The sequence below is a fragment of the Streptomyces sp. NPDC058457 genome, assembly GCF_042720695.1.
GTDB lineage: Bacteria > Actinomycetota > Actinomycetes > Streptomycetales > Streptomycetaceae > Streptomyces.
In genome coordinates, this window is sequence record NZ_JBHXLU010000048.1 from 57,291 (window position 1) to 75,030 (window position 17,740).

The 17,740-nt window shown below is 69.9% G+C and carries 14 protein-coding genes; 12 read left to right on the forward strand and 2 right to left on the reverse strand.

What is annotated here, in order from left to right:
• Positions 1-61: 61 nt before the first annotated feature.
• The 12 genes from ACFWPS_RS31375 (at position 62) to ACFWPS_RS31430 (ending at position 15,299) form a co-directional block, all read left to right on the forward strand.
• A complete protein-coding gene (locus ACFWPS_RS31375; protein WP_383710996.1) occupies positions 62-3,211 on the forward strand; it encodes an efflux RND transporter permease subunit in 3,150 nt (1,049 codons plus the stop codon).
• Positions 3,212-3,505: 294 nt separating this feature from the next.
• Positions 3,506-4,462 (forward strand): ABC transporter permease, encoded by a 957-nt coding sequence (locus tag ACFWPS_RS31380; RefSeq protein WP_383710999.1) that lies wholly within the window; start codon positions 3,506-3,508, stop codon positions 4,460-4,462.
• Positions 4,459-5,370 carry an ABC transporter permease gene (locus ACFWPS_RS31385; protein ID WP_383711001.1) on the forward strand — a complete coding sequence of 304 codons (912 nt, stop codon included), beginning with the start codon at positions 4,459-4,461 and terminating at the stop codon, positions 5,368-5,370. Before ACFWPS_RS31380 ends, ACFWPS_RS31385 begins: the two co-directional genes overlap by 4 nt.
• 67 nt (positions 5,371-5,437) lie before the next feature.
• Entirely contained in the window at positions 5,438-7,009 is a 1,572-nt protein-coding gene (locus ACFWPS_RS31390; RefSeq protein WP_383711004.1) for an ABC transporter substrate-binding protein, read from the forward strand.
• Positions 6,994-8,052, forward strand: coding sequence for an ABC transporter ATP-binding protein (locus ACFWPS_RS31395; protein WP_383711007.1), 1,059 nt, complete (start codon positions 6,994-6,996; stop codon positions 8,050-8,052). The genes ACFWPS_RS31390 and ACFWPS_RS31395 overlap by 16 nt, the downstream gene beginning before the upstream one ends.
• Before the next feature lie 34 nt (positions 8,053-8,086).
• Entirely contained in the window at positions 8,087-9,028 is a 942-nt protein-coding gene (locus ACFWPS_RS31400; RefSeq protein WP_383711009.1) for an ABC transporter ATP-binding protein, read from the forward strand.
• Positions 9,029-9,124: 96 nt separating this feature from the next.
• A complete protein-coding gene (locus ACFWPS_RS31405) occupies positions 9,125-9,781 on the forward strand; it encodes a glycoside hydrolase family 3 C-terminal domain-containing protein (RefSeq protein WP_383711012.1) in 657 nt (218 codons plus the stop codon).
• A gap of 287 nt (positions 9,782-10,068) precedes the next feature.
• Positions 10,069-10,905, forward strand: coding sequence for an SDR family oxidoreductase (locus ACFWPS_RS31410; RefSeq protein ID WP_383711014.1), 837 nt, complete (start codon positions 10,069-10,071; stop codon positions 10,903-10,905).
• Between the two features lie 183 nt (positions 10,906-11,088).
• The gene (locus tag ACFWPS_RS31415) at positions 11,089-12,096 is read left to right on the forward strand and encodes a zinc-binding dehydrogenase (RefSeq protein ID WP_383711016.1); all 1,008 of its coding nucleotides are present in this window, start codon (positions 11,089-11,091) and stop codon (positions 12,094-12,096) included.
• 47 nt (positions 12,097-12,143) lie between these two features.
• Positions 12,144-12,893 (forward strand): NADPH-dependent F420 reductase, encoded by a 750-nt coding sequence (locus ACFWPS_RS31420; protein ID WP_383711019.1) that lies wholly within the window; start codon positions 12,144-12,146, stop codon positions 12,891-12,893.
• Positions 12,894-12,927: 34 nt separating this feature from the next.
• A complete protein-coding gene (locus tag ACFWPS_RS31425) occupies positions 12,928-13,845 on the forward strand; it encodes an MBL fold metallo-hydrolase (RefSeq protein WP_383711022.1) in 918 nt (305 codons plus the stop codon).
• A gap of 119 nt (positions 13,846-13,964) precedes the next feature.
• Positions 13,965-15,299: a sialidase family protein gene (locus ACFWPS_RS31430; protein ID WP_383711025.1), complete on the forward strand. Its 1,335-nt coding sequence runs from the start codon at positions 13,965-13,967 to the stop codon at positions 15,297-15,299.
• Positions 15,300-15,379: 80 nt separating this feature from the next.
• Here ACFWPS_RS31430 and ACFWPS_RS31435 read toward each other — a convergent pair whose 3' ends face one another.
• Positions 15,380-16,288, reverse strand: a complete 909-nt coding sequence (locus ACFWPS_RS31435; protein WP_383711028.1) for an HpcH/HpaI aldolase/citrate lyase family protein — start codon at positions 16,286-16,288, stop codon at positions 15,380-15,382.
• 38 nt (positions 16,289-16,326) lie between these two features.
• Positions 16,327-17,706, reverse strand: a complete 1,380-nt coding sequence (locus tag ACFWPS_RS31440) for an LLM class flavin-dependent oxidoreductase (protein ID WP_383711030.1) — start codon at positions 17,704-17,706, stop codon at positions 16,327-16,329.
• Positions 17,707-17,740 lie beyond the last annotated feature (34 nt).

Genomic DNA, 17,740 nt, shown 5'->3' on the forward strand with positions numbered 1-17,740 from the left:
AGGGTGCGCCCCAACGGGGGGCGTCGTAACCTCCCGGCCCTACGGAATGAGAATCACGCCGATGTCCTGGCTGACCAGGATCAGCATCGCCAACCGAAAACTGGCGGCGCTGTTCACCCTTCTCGTTGTCGCTCTCGGCGTTTACGCCATCCCGTCGATCAAGCAACAGTTGATCCCCAACCTGTCGTTCCCGATGGTCACGGTGGCCGCGACGTACGCCGGTGCCTCTCCCGAAGTGGTCGAGAACCAGGTCGCCGTGCCCATCGAGGACGCGGTCAAGACCCTGGACGGTGTGGAGAGCGTCTCCTCGACCTCCCGCCGGGGCTCTGCTGTGGTGGTCCTCCAGCTCGACTTCGAGGCGAACATCGACGACACCGCCCAGAAGGCGCAACAGGCGGTGTCGAGGATCTCGGCCCAACTGCCCGACGGGGTGGACCCCGAGGTGATGACCGGCAGCACGGACGACCAGCCGACCATCGTCCTCGCCGCCACCTCCGGCGCGTCCCAGAAGGTCCTGGCGACCGCCCTGGACGACGAGGCCGTCCCGGAACTGAGGAACGTCGACGGCGTCAACGACGTCACCGTGTCCGGCGCACGCGACCGGGTCGTCACGGTGACGCCGGACACCGCGGCGATGAGCGGGGCCGGCCTGACCACACAGGACCTCTCCACGGCCCTGTCCGATCTGGGGACGCACGCCGCGGGTTCGGTCAGCGGCGACAAGCAGTCACTGAGTGTCTCCGTGGCTGAGAACGCGACGAGCCTGGACGCGATCAGGAAGCTGTGGGTGTCTCCGCCCGCGAACTCCGCGAGCGGTGCCTCCGCCCCCGTCCAGCTGCGGGACGTCGCCTCGGTAAAGCTCGGCTACGCCGCGGCCACCTCACTCACCCGCACCGACGGCAGGCCCAGCCTGGGCATCAGCGTCACCATGGACCACGACGGCAGCGCCGCATCCATCTCCGAGGACGTCCGCGGACTCATCCCAGGCCTGGAGAAGAAGCTCGGCGACGACACCCGGCTGACGGTGGTCTCGGACGCCGGTCCCCAGGTGAGCAGCTCCGTGCACGGACTGCTCAAGGAGGGTCTCCTGGGCCTGGTCATGGCCGTCCTCGTGATCGTCCTGTTCCTGCGGTCGGCCCGCTCCACACTCGTCACGGCGATCTCGATCCCGCTGTCCCTCGTCATCGCGCTGATCGTGCTGTGGTCCCGCGACTACAGCCTCAACATGCTGACCCTCGGCGGCCTCAGCATCGCCGTCGGGCGGGTCGTCGACGACTCGATCGTCGTACTGGAGAACATCAAGCGCCACCTCGCCTACGGCGAGGACCGCGACCACGCCGTCATCGGCGCTGTGCGCGAGGTGGCCTCCGCCGTCACCGCGTCCACCCTCACCACGGTCGCCGTCTTCCTGCCGATCACCTTCGTCTCGGGCATGGTGGGCGAACTGTTCGGTCCCTTCGCCGTCACCGTGACGGTGGCCATGCTGGCCTCGCTGGTGGTGTCGCTGACCATCGTGCCGGTGCTGGCGTACTGGTTCCTCAAACCGCCCGCCGACGCGGGCTCCGTCGATCCCGAGGAGTACCGCAGGCGGGTCGAGGCCGAGGAGCGCAACGGCCGTCTGCAGCGCTGGTACCTGCCGGTGATCACGTGGTCGCTGCGCCGCCGCAAGACGGTACTGGCCGGTGCGCTCGCCCTGCTGGTGCTCACCCTGGCCATGACGACCGCGCTGAAGACCAGCTTCCTCGGCGGGTCCGGCGCCACCAGCCTGCGGCTGACCCAGACGCTGTCGCCGGGCAGCAGCCTGGCCGCCACGGACGCGGCCTCCCGCCGGGTGGAGAAGATCATCGCCGGCACGGACGGCGTCTCCGTCTACCAGGTGACCGCCGGAAGCCTCGGCAACAGCGGCTCCAGCAGCGTCAGCGACACCGGGGCGTCGACCGCGACGTACACCATCGTGCTCGACGACGGCGTCGACGCGGGCAGTCTGCAGACGAACCTGGAGAAGCGGCTCGACAAGCTGAGCGGCGCGGGGGACTTCGCCTTCGCGGCGAGCGGCGGCGTGGGTGGTGACAGCGACGTCCAGGTCACGGTCCAGGCCGACGACTCCGCCGTGCTGCGCACCGCGACCGACCGGATCCAGCAGGCGCTGGACAAGGTTCACCAGGTCACCCAGGTCACCAGCGACCTCGCCGAGAGCGCTCCGCAGATCAGCGTCGTCCCCAAGGGCGAGGCAGCGGCCGAGTACGGTCTGACCGGAGCCACCCTGGCCTCCGCGGTGAACCAGGCCCTCCGGGGCACGACCGCCGCGCAAGTGGTCGTCGACGGCGAGCAGAGCGACGTCGTCATCCAGGCATCAGGCAGCACCCCCGACTCGCCGGCGGCGCTGCACAAGCTGGAGATCCCCACGCAGGCGGGCTCCGTGCAGCTCGGTGACGTCGCCACGATCACCCGTACCGAGGCTCCGGCCGAGCGCACCCGGACCGACGGGCAGCAGACCACCACCGTCTCCGCCGTCCCCGTCGGCGACGACACGGGCGCGGCCAGTTCCGCCGTCGAGGACGCCCTGGACAAGGTGGACCTGCCGGCGGGCGCCACCTACACCATGGGCGGTGTCACCAGCGACCAGAGCGAGGCGTTCGCCCAGCTCGGTCTGGCGATGGTCGCCGCGATCGCCCTGGTGTTCCTGCTGCTGATCGGGGTGTTCCGGAGCATCCGGCAGACGCTGGTACTGCTCGTCTCCATCCCGTTCGCCGCGACCGGTGCGATCCTCCTGCTGCTGATCACCGGCACCTCGCTCGGCCTCGCCTCACTGATCGGCATGCTGATGCTGATCGGGATCGTGGTCACCAACGCCGTCGTCCTCGTCGACCTGGTCAACCAGTACCGCGAGCAGGGCATGAGTATCGGCCAGGCAGTGGTCGAGGGCGGACTGCGCCGACTCCGGCCCATCGTGATGACGGCCCTCGCCACGATCTTCGCCCTGATCCCCATGGCGCTCGGCATCACCGAGGCGGGCGGATTCATCTCCGAGCCCCTTGCAGTCGTGGTCATCGGCGGCCTGATCAGCTCCACACTCCTCACTCTGGTGCTGATCCCCACCCTCTACACCATGGTGGAGACGCGCCGTGAGCGCCGTCACGACAAGCGGAGGAAGGGGCAGGCGGCTGCGGCGGAGCAGCCTCGCACGCAGCCCGTGGTCGCGGCGCACTGATCCGTCGGGCGGGCCCCGGCGTTCCGCGCGCGTCGGGGCCGCGTCGGGGCCGCGTGGGCGGACGCGGCGGTGCCGACAATCTGTTCCGTTGAGCGGACACGCGCCGCCAACCGGATCAGGCCAGTCACCATGCTGAGCTCCCATCGCGCCAACCCCGGTGCGGCGGTACGTGAACGAGCCGACTCCCGGCCGGTTGCCGACCGCCGCCCGCACCGATCACACCCACCGCGGCGGCAGCCGCACGCCTCACCGGACGACCACACGTCACCTATGCCTCCCAAGGAAGCGAGTCGCATGGTGCTCACCACCGCGAGACGGGTCCTTCGCAGCCTGGTCGTGATCATCCTGGTCACGATGGGCTCCGTGGCGCTGCTGAGTCTGGCGCCGGGATCAGCCGCCTCCGTCATTCTGGGGGAGACCGCGACACCGGCGGCGGTCGCGAAACTGAACGCCAGACTCGGCATGGACCAGCCCCTCTGGCATCAGTACATCGACTGGCTCCGACATGCCGTCACGGGCGATCTCGGCACCTCGCCGGTCACCAGCGAATCGGTCATGCACGCGGTCCTGTCCCGACTGCCCGTGACACTGGAACTCGCGGCCATCGCACTGACGTTGTCCCTGGTCGTCGCCGTGCTCCTGGCTGTCGTCTCCGCGGCGCGGGAAGGGTCCGGGGCGGACCGCGGGGCCACGGCCCTCTCGTCGGTGCTGTTGTCGGTGCCGGCCTTCATCGCGGGACCCGTGCTCATCTACTTCTTCTCGCTGAAGCTGGGCTGGCTCCCCGTCAGCGGATGGGCCCGGGTCAGTACCGACGGCCTCGGAGCGAACCTGCGTGGCGCCCTGCTCCCGGCCGTGTCGATCGCCCTGACCGAGATCGCGGCCTTCCACCGGGCGCTGCGGGCGGATCTCATCTCCACCCTGCGGGAGGACTTCATCGCCGCCGCCCGGGCCAAGGGGATGAGCCCCGCCTACGTCATGTTCCGCCACGCGCTGCGGCCGTCGTCGTTCTCCCTGATCACACTGGCCGGCATCAACCTCGGCCGGCTGATCGGCGGGACCGTCGTCGTCGAGATCCTGTTCTCGCTGCCCGGCCTCGGCCAACTGGTCGTCTCCTCGATCGTCTCCCGGGACCTCGTCTCGGTCCAGGGAATCGTGGTCTTCGTCGTCGTGGTGTACGTCCTCGTCAACACCCTGGTCGACCTCAGCTACCAGTGGCTGGATCCGCGGGTCAGAAAGGCGGCCGCAGCATGACGAGCGTGCAGCGCACCGTCACGACGGGACCGGACACCGGGACCGGCGACGGCGACGGCGACGGGACGGAGCCCTCCGTCCCGGCCGTGCACCGCAGACGGTCGATCCTCGTCGGGATCGCCTACACCTGGCTCGCCGTGATCGTCCTCGCGGCCGTGTTCGCCGACGTCCTCCCGCTGGCGCCCTACGACCGTCCTGTAGGCCTGCCCCGGCAGACGCCGAGCCTCCACTCGCTCGACCTGCTGCTCGGCACCGACCAGCTCGGCCGCTCGCTGCTGTCCCGCTGTGTCTACGGCGCTCGGGTCTCGCTGCTGGTCGGAGCCGGTGCGGGTCTGATCGGCTCGGCCGTGGGGACCGCACTCGGCATGGTCGCCGGATATCTCCGCGGCCGTACCGACTCGGTGATCAGACTGATCGCGGACGCGATGCTCGCGTTCCCGCCGCTGATCCTCCTGCTCGCGCTGGCCGCCGTCCTCACCCCCAGCGTGTCGACCATCCTCATCGGGCTGACCCTGCTGGTCGTCCCGACCTTCGTCCGGCTGGCCAGAGCCAACACGCTGTCCTGGGCCTCCCGCGAGTTCATCACCGCCGCCCGCAACATGGGCGCGAGCAGGCGGCGCGTCCTGGCGCGGGAGATCCTGCCCAACCTGCTGCCCTCGCTGGGCGCCTACCTGCCCGTCGTGATGGCCGCGCTGATCGTGGCGGAGGGGTCACTGAGCTTCCTCGGCATGGGCATCCCACCCCCCTCACCGAGCTGGGGCGGAATGATCTCCGACGGCAAGGACTCCGTCGGTGACCACCCGCACCTCGTCTTCGTGCCCACCGCGTTCATCTTCCTGACCGTGTTCGCCCTCAACCAGGCCGGTGACCACCTGCGGCACCGGTTCGACCGCGGTCTGCACGACTGACGCGGTCCGGCCTGTGCCCGCCTCGGGCCGGCCGGCTTTCCCGAACGTCCACGACAAGGGGTCAACGATGATCCGTAGAAGGTACTTCACCACGATTGCCGCAACCACCGCGGCACTCCTGCTCGGTGCCTGCGGGGGCGGCGGCGGTGGGAAGAGCACCGGGGGATCGACCGGGGCGACGGGCGAGCCGGTCGCCGGCGGGTCCGCCCGCGTCCTCACCCTCAGCGAACTCCGTACCCTCGATCCCGCGCAGATGGGCAACAACTTCGTCAGCGGCGCCATCGTCGGCAACGCGCTCTACGGCACCCTGCTCACGGACGATCCCCAGTCCGGGAAGATCCGCGGCTCCCTGGCCAAGTCCTTCAGCTCCTCGGACGGCGGGAAGACCTTCGAGCTGAAGCTGCGTGACGGGCTGACGTTCTCCGACGGCACCCCGCTCGACGCCGCCGCCGTCAAGTACGACTGGGACCGCATGCGCCTCCCGGCCACCGCGTCTCCGTACCAGGCCGATGCCTCGCTGGTGACGTCGACGAAGACCGTCGACGCGACGACGCTGAAGGTCACTCTGGCAGAGCCCATGGCGCAGTTCGCCCAGTCCATCGTCACCACGTCCATGAACTGGATCGCCTCACCGGCCGCGCTCGGCAAGGGGGCGAAGGCCTACGACGCACACCCCGTCGGCGCCGGACCGTACACGCTGAAGGAGTGGCGCCGCCAGGACGCCATGGTGCTCGTGAAGAACCCCAAGTACTGGGACGCGCCCAAGCCTTACCTGAACCAGCTCACCCTGACGGTCGCCCTCGACGCGACACAGCGCGTCAACACCGTGATCAGCGGCGGTGCCGACCTTGCCGTCGAACAGAACTGGGAGAACCTGAAGAAGGCGTCCGACGCGGGGCTGCCGACCACGACGTCCCCGCTCAGCGGTGGCACCTACCTCGCCCTCAACACCCGGCGTGCGCCGTTCAACGACATCCGGGCCCGCGAAGCGCTGTCCGACGCCATCGACTTCAACGCCCTGAACGCCTCGGTGTACGACGGGACGGGCGAGACCGTCGACACGGTGTTCCGCAAGTCCTCGCCCTTCTACACCGACATCCCGGTGGGCAAGCCCGACGCGGCCGCCGCGCAGAAGTTGTTCAACGAGATCGCGGCCGACGGCAAGCCCGTCTCGTTCACCTTCACCACCACCGCGTCGACGGAGAACAAGGCCCAGGCGGAGTCGATCCAGTCCCAGCTCAGCAGGTTCAAGAACGTCACCATGAAGATCAAGGTGGTCGACTACGCGGAGTTCATTCCCCTCCAGACCTCGCACGACTTCGACGCCGTGGTGTCGTCCGCCGCCTTCAACGACCCGGAGCCCAGGCTCTGGACCGCGTTCCAGGGCGACTCGCCGACCAACATGACGGGCATCAACGACGCCCAGCTCGACCAGGCCCTGCTGAAGGGCCGCACGGCGACCACCGTCGCGGACCGCAAGGCCGCCTACGAGACCGTGCAGCGGCGGCTCGTGGCACTGCGCCCCATGCTCTGGATCCTGCGCAGCGCCGGCAGCGCGATCTCAGGCAAGAACGTCGGCGGCCTCACCCAGTACGGGTTCGGCTCGCTCCTTCCGGAGGACCTGTGGATCAAGCACTAGGCGACCCGGCCGACCGGGCCGACCCGACCGACTCGATCGACCCGATCCTCGAAGTCCGCGATCTCCGGGTCCACATCGGGACGCCGCGCGGTGTCGTACGGGCCGTCGACGACGTCTCCCTCACGATCGGGCACGGACAGGCGCTGGGCGTCGTGGGGGAGTCGGGTTCCGGCAAGTCGGTGACGGCGAAGGCGGTCATGGGCATGCTGCCACGGGGCGCGGGGTGCAGCGGTCACATTCTCTTCCGGGGACGGGACTTGCTCACACTGTCCCAGAGCGAGCGCAGGAAGATCTGGGGCGCCCAGGTCGCCATGGTGCTCCAGGACCCGGGGAGGTCGCTCAACCCGGTCGTACGGGTGGAACGGCAGCTCACCGAGGGCATGCGCCGGCACCTCGGCGTCGGGCGCGCCGAGGCGCGGGGGCGGGCCGTCGACCTCCTCGTCGAGGTGGGCGTGCCCGACCCGGAGCGTCGGCTGCGCAACTATCCGCACGAACTGTCCGGGGGCATGCGCCAGCGTGTGATGATCGCCATCGCGCTGGCGTGTGAACCCGACCTGGTCATCGCGGACGAGCCGACGACGGCGTTGGACGTGACCGTCCAACGCCAGGTCCTCGACCTGTTGCGCCGCATTCAGCGGGACCGGGGCACGGCCCTCATGCTGATCAGCCACGACCTCGCCGTGGTCGCCGGACGCACCGACCGTACGGCCGTGATGTACGCGGGCCGCCTGGCCGAAGTCGGGGCGACGCGCGCTGTGTTCACGGCACCGCGCCACCGGTACACCCACGCCCTGCTGGAGGCGGTTCCCACGATCGACCACGAACGGCACACCCCGTTGCGCCTGATCCCCGGCACACTGCCGGATCCCGTCGCACCGCCGGCGGGCTGCCGATTCGGACCCCGCTGCACCGCGGTACGGACCGAGTGCGGTGTACCGGGGCCCGTCATGACCTCCGTGGGACACGACCACCGGGTCGCGTGCTGCGTTCCGGTCGACGTGCCCGGCACACCGCCGGTGACGGGGGGCCACGATGGCCGGTAGCGGGAACGCCCATCTCCGAGGTGACGGCGCCCTGTTGACCGTACGGGACCTGGTCGTCGAGTACGCCACCGACGCCGGGGCCGTGCAGGCGGTGTCCGGGGTCAGCTTCGACGTCCTGCCCGGCGAGACGCTCGGCATCGTCGGCGAGTCGGGCTGCGGCAAGTCCACCACGGGCCGGGCCGTGCTGCGCCTGGACCACGCGACCGGCGGCACGATCGAGTTCGACGGCGAGCGCATCGACCAGGTCCGCCCACAGCGGATGCGCACGCTCCGACGCGACATGCAGATGGTCTTCCAGGACCCGGTGGCCTCGCTGAACCCACGCCGCAGGGTCCGGGACGTGGTCGAGGAAGGCCTGGTGATCGGAGGTATGCCGGTCGCCGAGCGAACCGAGCGGGCGGCCACCGTACTCGCTCAAGTGGGGCTCTCCGAGGCACGGTTCGCGGAGATGATGCCTCGTCAGCTGTCCGGAGGTCAGGCGCAGCGGGTCGCCATAGCCAGGGCCCTGGCGCTGAAACCGAAGCTGTTGATCTGCGACGAGCCGGTGTCGGCCCTCGATGTCTCCGTGCAGGCCCAGACGCTCAACCTGATCGAGGACATCAAGGCCGCCTACGAGTTGACCGTCGTGTTCATCGCGCACGACCTCAGCGTCGTCCGTGCGGTCAGCGACGACGTCATGGTGATGTATCTGGGCAAGGTGTGCGAGTTCGGTGACGCCGACCTGGTGTACGAGCGGCCCGCCCACCCGTACACCAGGGCCCTGCTCGACTCGGTTCCGCTGATCGACTCCGACCGCGGGTTCGCCGGACCCGCTCTCGACGGGGACGTCCCCTCACCCCTGGCGCCTCCGTCGGGGTGCCGGTTCCGTACCCGGTGCCCGAGGGCGGAGGAGCGATGCGCGGTCAGCGAGCCGCAGGTGCGGGAGGTGCGCGGGGACCAGTATGTCGCGTGCCACTTCCCGCTTCAGGACACGTAGGTGGGCCGCCAGGACGGGCGGTCCTTCTCGTACGTCGAAGGAGCTGTCGTGGCGGAGAGTGTTCCAGGACCGAACAGACGCGAGTTACTCAGACTGATGGGTGCCACGGCAGCGGCCGCGGGTGTGGCGGCGGTGCCGTCGGCCGCCGTGGCCGCCACCGGCCCGACGCCCACCCCGCGCCGGGCCCAGCACCGTTCCATGGTGCTTCTCCAGAACCTCGACGGCATTCTGCCCCTCAAGATCACAAGTGGATCCCCCACGAAGGTCTACGGATACGGACTTTCCGCTGCCGCGCTGACCGCGTACGGACTGACACCGGTGGCCGACCCCGCCGAGGCCGATCTCGCCGTCCTGCTGCTCCAGACCCCCAGATCGGGCGAACACCTCGCCGACCTGGACTACAAGGACACCAACGCCGACTACCAGGCGGTCCGCGCCGTGCAAGCGGCCGGGATTCCCTCGATCGCGGCCGTCCAGCTCGACCGCCCCGCCATCCTCACGAACATCCGCGACAAGGTGACCGGCCTCGTGGCGCACTTCGGCCTGTCCGAGGAAGCCCTCCTTGACGTCCTGACCGGCAGGGCCTGTCCCGAGGGCCGGCTCCCCTTCGACCTGCCCGCCACACCGGCCTCGGTCCTCGCGCAGCAGCCCGACCTGCCGTACGACCTGGAACACCCCCTCTACCGCCATGGATTCGGTCTCTGTTACCCCTCTCACCGGTCCTCCGCCAAGGGCGGGGCACACGTGCCCTGACGGTGACCGGCGGCGTGTGGTCCGGCCCGGTGACGTGGTGCCCGGCCCGGAAAACCGTTCCGGTCACCGGTCGTCACGGGACCCACCGGACACGACGGTGACCACACTGGCCGTCGGCACCCTGCCCCGGCGGGGATGTGCCTCCCCCCTCCCCGTCGGGTGCCACCGGGTGATGAGCGCGCCGTCGGCGGACGTGCCCGGCCGACTGCGGAACCGGCCCCCGGACACCCACCACTCAGCAAGCGTCCGGGCGGAGCTGCCGGGCCTTGGAAAGGCGGAGCGTGGACATGCACGAACTCGGGACGAGCAAGCGGCCGGACTGGAGTCTCGCGGTGGTGGTCGGCGCCGGTGGCCTCGGCGCGGCGGTGGCGCGTCGGCTCGGCCAGAAGCATCGGCTGCTCATCGCGGACATCGACAAGGACAGGGCGGACGAGGTCGCGCAGAGAATGCGCGACGAGGGAGGTGACGCCGAGCCGGTGCACTGTGACATCACGCGGCCGGAGTCGGTCCTGGAGCTTGCCGAAGAGGTGAAGCGGCGAGGAGGTTTCGCCGCGCTCGCGCACGTCGCCGGAGTCTCCCCGTCGGCGGCGGACTTCGAGAGCATCGTGCGGGTCAACCTCACCGGAGCCGCACTCGTCACGCGCGCGCTGCTGCCCTGCGCGGAGCCCGGCGCGGCGGCGATCCTCGTCGCGTCCCTCGCCGCGCACACCGTCAAGCCGAGCCCCGCTGCCGAGGCCGTACTGCGCGACCCGCACGACGCCCGGACGCCGACCCGTCTCAAAGAGGCGCTCGGCGAGGAGGAGCGCACCTCCGCGATGGCGTACCAACTCTCCAAACACGGTCTGCTCTCCCTGTGCCGACGTGAGGCATGGACGTGGGGACAGCGGGGGGCGCGGATCGTCAGCCTCTCCCCAGGGCTCATCGCCACCCCCATGGGGGCGTTCGAGTTCGCACGCAGTCCGGTCAAACACGACCTCTATGTCAGGACCCCGCTCGCCCGTGAGTGCACGATGATCGAGATCGCCGGCGTGGTCGCCTTCCTCGCCTCCGACCAGGCGTCGTTCATCTCCGGCACCGACGTCCTGGTCGACGGGGGCCTGGCCGGGACACTGCGCGGCGACTGAGCGTGCCGGTGCCGGCCCGGAGCCCGCGGAGAAAGTAGTCCGCCCAGCGGGACAACGGCCTCGGCGTGCGGCCCCACCGCCCTAGCTTTTCGCGAGCCGTGACTCCCCGGCGCAGTCAGCACCCTCGCGGCGACCACCACGGGGAGACCTGGTGCCCCCCTTTCGGACCGGAAGGACCTCACGATGAAATCCGCCATCTACAACGGACCGTTCGACATCACCCTCACCGAGCTGGAGACACCCGCCTGCGGTCCGCGGGACGTGCTGCTGCGCAACCTGCACGCCGGCATCTGCGGCTCGGACGTGTCGGTCTACCGGCACGGTCCCGGGGCGCACCAGATCCTGAAGGGTGAGCAGTTCGGCCACGAAGTCGTTTCCGAGATCGCCGAGGTGGGCAGTGAGGTGACCGGCCTGTCCGTCGGCGACCGCGTCTACCCCTACCCCCTGACGGCCAAGGGCGACCCCAGCCGCGCCGGATGCCTGGGCGGGTTCTCCGAGTACATCCTCGTCCCGAACTGCCGTGTGGGTGAGCAGGTGTTCAAGGTCGGCGACGGGATCCCGACATCTGTCGCCGGGCTCATCGAGCCCTTCACGGTGGGCCACCGCGCTGTGCGTCGCTGCCGTCCGCGGCAGGGGGAGAAGGCCGTCGTCTTCGGTGCCGGCACGATCGGGATCGCCGCGGCGGTGGCGCTGAAGAGCTTCGGTGCCGCGGAGGTCATGGTGGTGGACCTGTCCGACTTCCGTCTGGCGAAGGCCGCCGGACTCGGATTCGTGACCTGCAACTCCGCGCGGGAGGACCTGCGCAGGCGAGCCGGTGAGGTGTTCGGCGAGGTGAAGACCCTGATGGGGACCTTCCCCGACGTCGACATCTACGTCGAGGCGGCGGGACCTGACGAACTGTTCGCCACCATCCAGTCCATGGCGAAGTCCGGCGCGCGCATCGGCGCGGTAGCCGTCCACCCCAAGCCGGTCGCCGTCGACCTGGTCCGGCTGGCCTACGGCGAGCAGGAGATCATCGGACCGGGCGGCTACCGGCCCGAGGACGTCGTGGACGTCATGAAGATCATGGAGAGCGGACGGTTCGATCTCGCCTCCATCATCACCCACACCTTCGAGCTCGACCGGATCATCGAGGCGATCGAGACGGCGGGCGACCGCGAGTCGGCCCTCCACGTCGCCATCGCCTACTGATGCACCGCTCGGCCCTCGCCGAACGGCGGCAAGGAAGGAACAGGCAAGTGACGAAGACCCTCGGGCTCATCGGAGCCGGACGGATCGGCGGGGCGCTGGCCCGGCTGGCGCTCGCCGCCGGACTGGACGTGGTCGTGAGCAACTCACGTGGCCCGGAGACACTCGTCGACACGGTGGCGCAGTGGGGAGAGGGCGCCAGGGCCGTCACGGCGGCGGACGCGGCGCGCCTGGGCGACATCGTGGTGGCCACCGTCCCCCTCGGCGCGCTCCGGGGGCTGCCCGTCGACGCCCTCGCGGGCAAGACCGTGGTGGACACCATGAACTACTACCCCGAGCGGGACGGCTCCCTCGCGGAGCTGGACTCCCGCGAGCTGACCTCCAGCGAGCTGGTGCAGCGTCACCTTCCGGGGGCGCGGGTGGTCAAGGCGTTCAACAACATCGACTTCCGTCGGCTGGAGATCCTGGCCCGGCCCACCGGCGCCGCGGACCGCAGTGCGCTGCCCGTGGCCGGTGACAGCGCCGCCGCCAAGGAGGAGACGATCCGGCTGCTCGACGTCCTGGGCTACGACGCCGTCGACGTGGGTCCCCTGTCGGAGAGTTGGCGCAGCGAGCCGAACACGGCGGTCTACGTCCAGCCGTACCTGCCCGAACGCCCGGCGGGGCCGGCCGGGGGCGCGGACGTCATGAGGTGGTTTCTGGACTGCCCCGGTGCGCCGCTCCCCGCCGACCGGCTCGCCGGCCTGCTGCGCGATGCCGTGCGGCAGTCTCCCGCCGACGCACGGGAGCGCCTCGGCTGACGGCCGGCGACCTATTCACCGGAGGCATGACGACATGCGGACACTCAGCCTGGGCCATGCCCTGGTCGACCGGGTCGAGGAGCACACCCTGCCGGTCTCCCTGACCTTCCTGACCGGTGACGAGGCCTTCATCGCACGGCGCGTGGACCCGCTGCCCAGCGGGTTCCTGGACCGGACCACGATGAACTTCCAGTTCTCCAACCACAGTTGGGTGCTGCGGGTGGACGGCCGCACGGTACTGGTCGACCCGTGCACCGGCAACGGCCGTACCGGCAGGGGGCCTTACTTCGACGGACTGGACGTGCCCTATCTGGACCGGCTCGCGGCGGCGGGTGTGTCGCCCGAGGCTGTCGACATCGTCTTCTGCACCCACTTCCACCACGACCACTGCGGCTGGAACACCCGTCGGAGCGAGGGGAGATGGGTGCCCACGTTTCCCAACGCCGAGTACGTGTTCGCGGCGGACGAATACCGGCGGTGGGACACGGCGAGGCCGCCGCACTCCAACGACTTCAGCCCCAACGTGTTCGACGAGTGCATACGTCCGGTCGCCGAAGCGGGTCTGGCCAGGGTCGTCCCGCTGCCGTACGAGATCTCGCCGAGCCTGGCCGTCGAGCACGCACCCGGCCACACGCTCGGTCACGCGGTGCTGGCGCTCGACTCCGCGGGCGTGCGGGCGTACTTCACCGGAGACGCCTTCCACCACCCCGTCCAGCTGACCCGTCCCGAACTTCACCTGCCGGGCTGCGACGACCTGGAGACGGCCGTCGCCACCCGGCGCGTACTCGTGCGACGGGCGCTGGACGAAGACGCGTTCCTCTTTCCCGCCCACTTCCCCGCCCCGTACTACGGCCGACTCGCCCTCGACGGCGACGAGGTCTGCTTCGTGCCGGGCGGCGCGATCCACACCACGCAGGCAGGAGCATCACGTCCTTCAAGGGAGCAGGCATGAGATCACTGCACGGATTTTTCGAACCATCGAGTACGGACCCACAGTTACCCGAACGGCCCCGGGCAACGCGTCGTGTGACGGCGCCCGGGAAGTCGTTCCACGCGCGGGTGAGGAGAGGGGTGAGAGTGTTCGGCGCCGGCCTGTTCGCCGCCATGGTCGCCGTGCCCTTCCTCGTGACCAGCGCGCAGGCAAGTCCGGCCGACAGCGGCCCCGTGGCCTCGTCTCGCGGCATCATCGAGGTCGACGCGACCCCCGGCACACCGGACCGGGTGAACGGGCAGCCGGTCGTCGCGGTCAACCCCAAGAACCCGAAGAACCTGGTGTACGCGTCGACGGACCACATCGTCAACGGCGCCGCACTCGTGAGGGTGGAGTGCTACGCCGCGTTCTCGACCGACGGCGGCAGGACATGGACCCGTACGGCCTGGCCGGCCGGCGACAACCCCCAGTGCGGTGACCCGTACCTGGCCGTCGACTCGAAGGGGATCTTCTACCTCGCCTGGAACCAGCTGGGTTGCCCCGACAACCCGACCGGACCGATCACCGGTACCTGCAACGGGGTCCCGAACGCACTCGGTGTCGCCCGGTCGACCGACGGCGGCCGCACCTGGTCGCACGCCGTCGACACGCCGGCCGTCCGCGCCGCCACTCCCCGGCTGAGGGTGGACACGGCCACCGACTACGTCTACGCGGTCGGCGCCAGCCCGGTCGGAGAGCCCGGACCTTCGGCCGTAACGGTCAGCAAGGACCACGGTCTGACCTGGACCCCGGTCGAGGAACTCCCGGACCAACCGTTCGGCAACCAGATCGCCGTGCACAACGGCGTGCTGGCCACCGCGACCTCCGAAGTGGTCGTGGGCGGGGTCTCGGTCCAACCCGTGAACCCCGTGTTCGAGGTGAGCCGCGACGACGGGAAGACCTACACCGCCTTCCCGGTCACCGACAGCAACGGAAACCCGGTGCCGCCGCCCTCGGGCGACCTCGTGCCGGACACCAGGCTCCTGGCGTCGGACCCGATCCCCTGGGTCTCCGCCGACCCCACCAGGACCAACCGGTTCGCGGTCCTGCTGCCCCGGGGCGACAACCTGGAGGTGTACGTCACCGACAACGCGGGCCAGACCTGGACCGGTCCGACCGTGGTCGCGGCACCGGGGGCCTCGAAGCCCTGGATCGAGTTCGGTCCCAAGGGAACGCTGGGCATCATGTGGCGGCACGTGGTCGACGGGCTCGTCGACACCTACTCCACGGTCTCCTTCGACGGCGGGAAGACCTTCCCCCGAACGGTGAAGGCCAACCGGACGAGCGAGCCGTACACCTTCCTCGGCAGCGGCGGTGACGAATGGTCGCGGATTCTCATCCACGGCAAGTACGCCTACGTCACCTGGTCGGACGCGCGCGAGGGCGGCGCTGTCGACGGCATCGTCGCCCGGGTACCCCTCTCGCTCTACCACTGAGTTCGCACGACCCGTCGTGATCCACGGCACCGGGCGGCATCTCCTGCCGAGGAGATGCCGCAGGGCCTTCGTTACCTGTGTCAGTCGGTCACGGCGGAGTGCTGGGCGAGGACGACCTCCGCGAGCTTCACATGCGCGGCGTCCACCAGCCGGCCGTCGACGCTGGTCGCCCCCAGGCCCGCCGCCTCGGCGGCGCGGTACGCCTCCAGGACCCGCCGGGCCCGGCCGACTTCGTCGTCCGTCGCCCGGAAGACCTGGTTCGCGATCCCGATCTGCGAAGGATGGATCGCCCACTTGCCGTTGAACCCCAAGGAGGCCGCCGACCGTGCGTCCTCCTCGTAACCGGCCGGGTCACGGAAGTCGGGGTAGGGGGCGTCGATGGCCGCGATGCCCGCGATGCGCGCCGCGGTGAGCACCTGCATCCGCGCGAAGTACCAGAAGTCGCCCGGGTACGGCTCACGCGGACGGAAGTTGGTGTCCACCCGGGCGCCCTGGGACACCGACAGATCGCCCGCGCCGAAGATGACGGCGTCCAGACGCGTGCTCGCGGTCGCGATCTCCTCGGCGTGCGCGACCCCCGCGACGTCCTCGATGAGGACCTCCAGCCGGATCCGCTTGCCCAGTCCGAGTCTCTCCTCCAGCTGGCTCAGCAGCACGTCGACCCACCAGACGTCCCGGGCGGCCGTGACCTTCGGGACGATGACGGTGTCCAGGTTCTCCCTGGCCCCTTCGACCACCTCGATGATGTCCCCGTGGGCCCACCTGGTGTCGATCCCGTTGATCCGCACTGCACGGACGGTGCTGCCCCAGTCGTACTCGTTGAGCGCCTGTACGGCCTTGCCCCGGGCCTGTTCGCGCAGCGCCGGGGCCACCGCGTCCTCCAGGTCGAGGAAGACCAGGTCGGCGTCCGAGGCGGCCGCCTTGGCGAACATGTGGTCGTTGGAGGCGGGGGTGGCCAGTTCCGAGCGTCGCAAGGGAGGTGTGTTCATCGTGTCCTGGTCTCTCCTCGGGTGGGTCTCGTCCACGGTCAGGCGCGTGTGTCGTGCCGTTCCTGCGTGAACAGGTTCGCCGGGCGGTCGAGGGAGAGGTTCTCCCGCAGGGTCCGGCCCGTGTACTCGCTCCGGACGAGCCCCAGGCGGCGGAGTTCGGGCACCACCAGCCGGACGAAGTCCTCGAAGGCGCCGGGGAAGTGGGTGGCGGCCAGGACGAAGCCGTCGCAGGAGCGCGACTCGAACCACTGCCGCATCTGCTGGGCGATCTGCGGCCCGGTGCCCACGAACCGCGGTCCCTGGAGCAGGGTGGCCCGGTGGTTCGCCAGCATGCGCAGGGTCAGTTCGCGGTCGCCGAGGTGCCGCCGCACCCCCTGGACCAGGCCGCGGATCCCGGACACCGAGTCGATGAGTTCGTCGGTGACGACATCGTCGAGGGAGTGGCCCGCGAAGTCGTGGTTGGTGACCTCGGACAGCAGGGTCAACGACGCCATGGGATGCACGAGTTCGTCGAGGAATAGTGCCTCCTTCTCCCGGGCGATCGCCTCCGTCTCGCCCGCGATCGTGTAGACCATGGGCAGCAGCCGTACGGTGTCCGCGTCCCGTCCGGCCTCGGTGACCAGGTCCTTCTGCTCCTGGTAGTGCTCGCGCGCGATCTCCTGGCTGGGATCGGAGGTGAAGATCAGGTCGGCCCACCTGGCCGCGAACAGCCGGCCCCGGCCCGACTGCCCGGCCTGGATGATCACCGGCCGCCCCTGCGGGGTACGCGGCACGGTCAGGGGCCCGCGCACGGTGAAATACTCACCCCGGTGGGCGACTTCGTGGACCTTCTCCGGGTCGGCGAAGATCCCGGCCGTACGGTCGGCGACGATGGCGTCGTCCTCCCACGAGTCCCAGAGTTTCGAGACGACCTCGACGAACTCCTCGGCCCGGTCGTAGCGCTTGTCGTGTTCGATGTGCTCGTCCAGGCCGAAGTTCTGCGCTTCGGCGTCGTTCACCGAGGTCACGACGTTCCAGGCGGCCCGTCCGCCGCTGAGGTGGTCGAGGGTGGCGAACGTCCGTGCGACATGGAAGGGCTGGTAGTAGGTCGTCGAATAGGTCGCGCCCAGCCCGATGTGCTCGGTGGCGCCCGCGACGGCGCCCAGCACGGTGCTCAGGTCGAGCTTCACGGGGCGCGCACCGTAGCGGACGGCGTCGGCCGGCGAGTCGCCGTAGATCGTCGGCATCGCCAGCCGGTCGTCGAAGAACATCAGGTCGAACATGCCTTCCTCCAGCACGCGTGCGATCCGCTGGTAGTAGCGCACGTCCAGGTAGTCCGCCGCCGCACTGGGATAGCGCCACGAACCGGAATACACCGACACGTTGGAGGCCTGGAGAAACGCGACAAGGGTCATCTGGTCATTGCGTGACGTGGACATCGGGGCCTTTCCTGAACGGGGGGCGAGGGAACCA

What these genes read in the sequence shown, in the direction of transcription:
- ACFWPS_RS31440 (WP_383711030.1), bottom strand. Translation starts at nt 17,706, where the DNA reads ATGTCCACGTCACGCAATGACCAGATGACCCTTGTCGCGTTTCTCCAG.
- ACFWPS_RS31390 (WP_383711004.1), top strand. Translation starts at nt 5,438, where the DNA reads ATGATCCGTAGAAGGTACTTCACCACGATTGCCGCAACCACCGCGGCA.
- ACFWPS_RS31405 (WP_383711012.1), top strand. Translation starts at nt 9,125, where the DNA reads ATGGGTGCCACGGCAGCGGCCGCGGGTGTGGCGGCGGTGCCGTCGGCC.
- ACFWPS_RS31375 (WP_383710996.1), top strand. Translation starts at nt 62, where the DNA reads ATGTCCTGGCTGACCAGGATCAGCATCGCCAACCGAAAACTGGCGGCG.
- ACFWPS_RS31425 (WP_383711022.1), top strand. Translation starts at nt 12,928, where the DNA reads ATGCGGACACTCAGCCTGGGCCATGCCCTGGTCGACCGGGTCGAGGAG.
- ACFWPS_RS31410 (WP_383711014.1), top strand. Translation starts at nt 10,069, where the DNA reads ATGCACGAACTCGGGACGAGCAAGCGGCCGGACTGGAGTCTCGCGGTG.
- ACFWPS_RS31415 (WP_383711016.1), top strand. Translation starts at nt 11,089, where the DNA reads ATGAAATCCGCCATCTACAACGGACCGTTCGACATCACCCTCACCGAG.
- ACFWPS_RS31385 (WP_383711001.1), top strand. Translation starts at nt 4,459, where the DNA reads ATGACGAGCGTGCAGCGCACCGTCACGACGGGACCGGACACCGGGACC.
- ACFWPS_RS31380 (WP_383710999.1), top strand. Translation starts at nt 3,506, where the DNA reads ATGGTGCTCACCACCGCGAGACGGGTCCTTCGCAGCCTGGTCGTGATC.
- ACFWPS_RS31435 (WP_383711028.1), bottom strand. Translation starts at nt 16,288, where the DNA reads ATGAACACACCTCCCTTGCGACGCTCGGAACTGGCCACCCCCGCCTCC.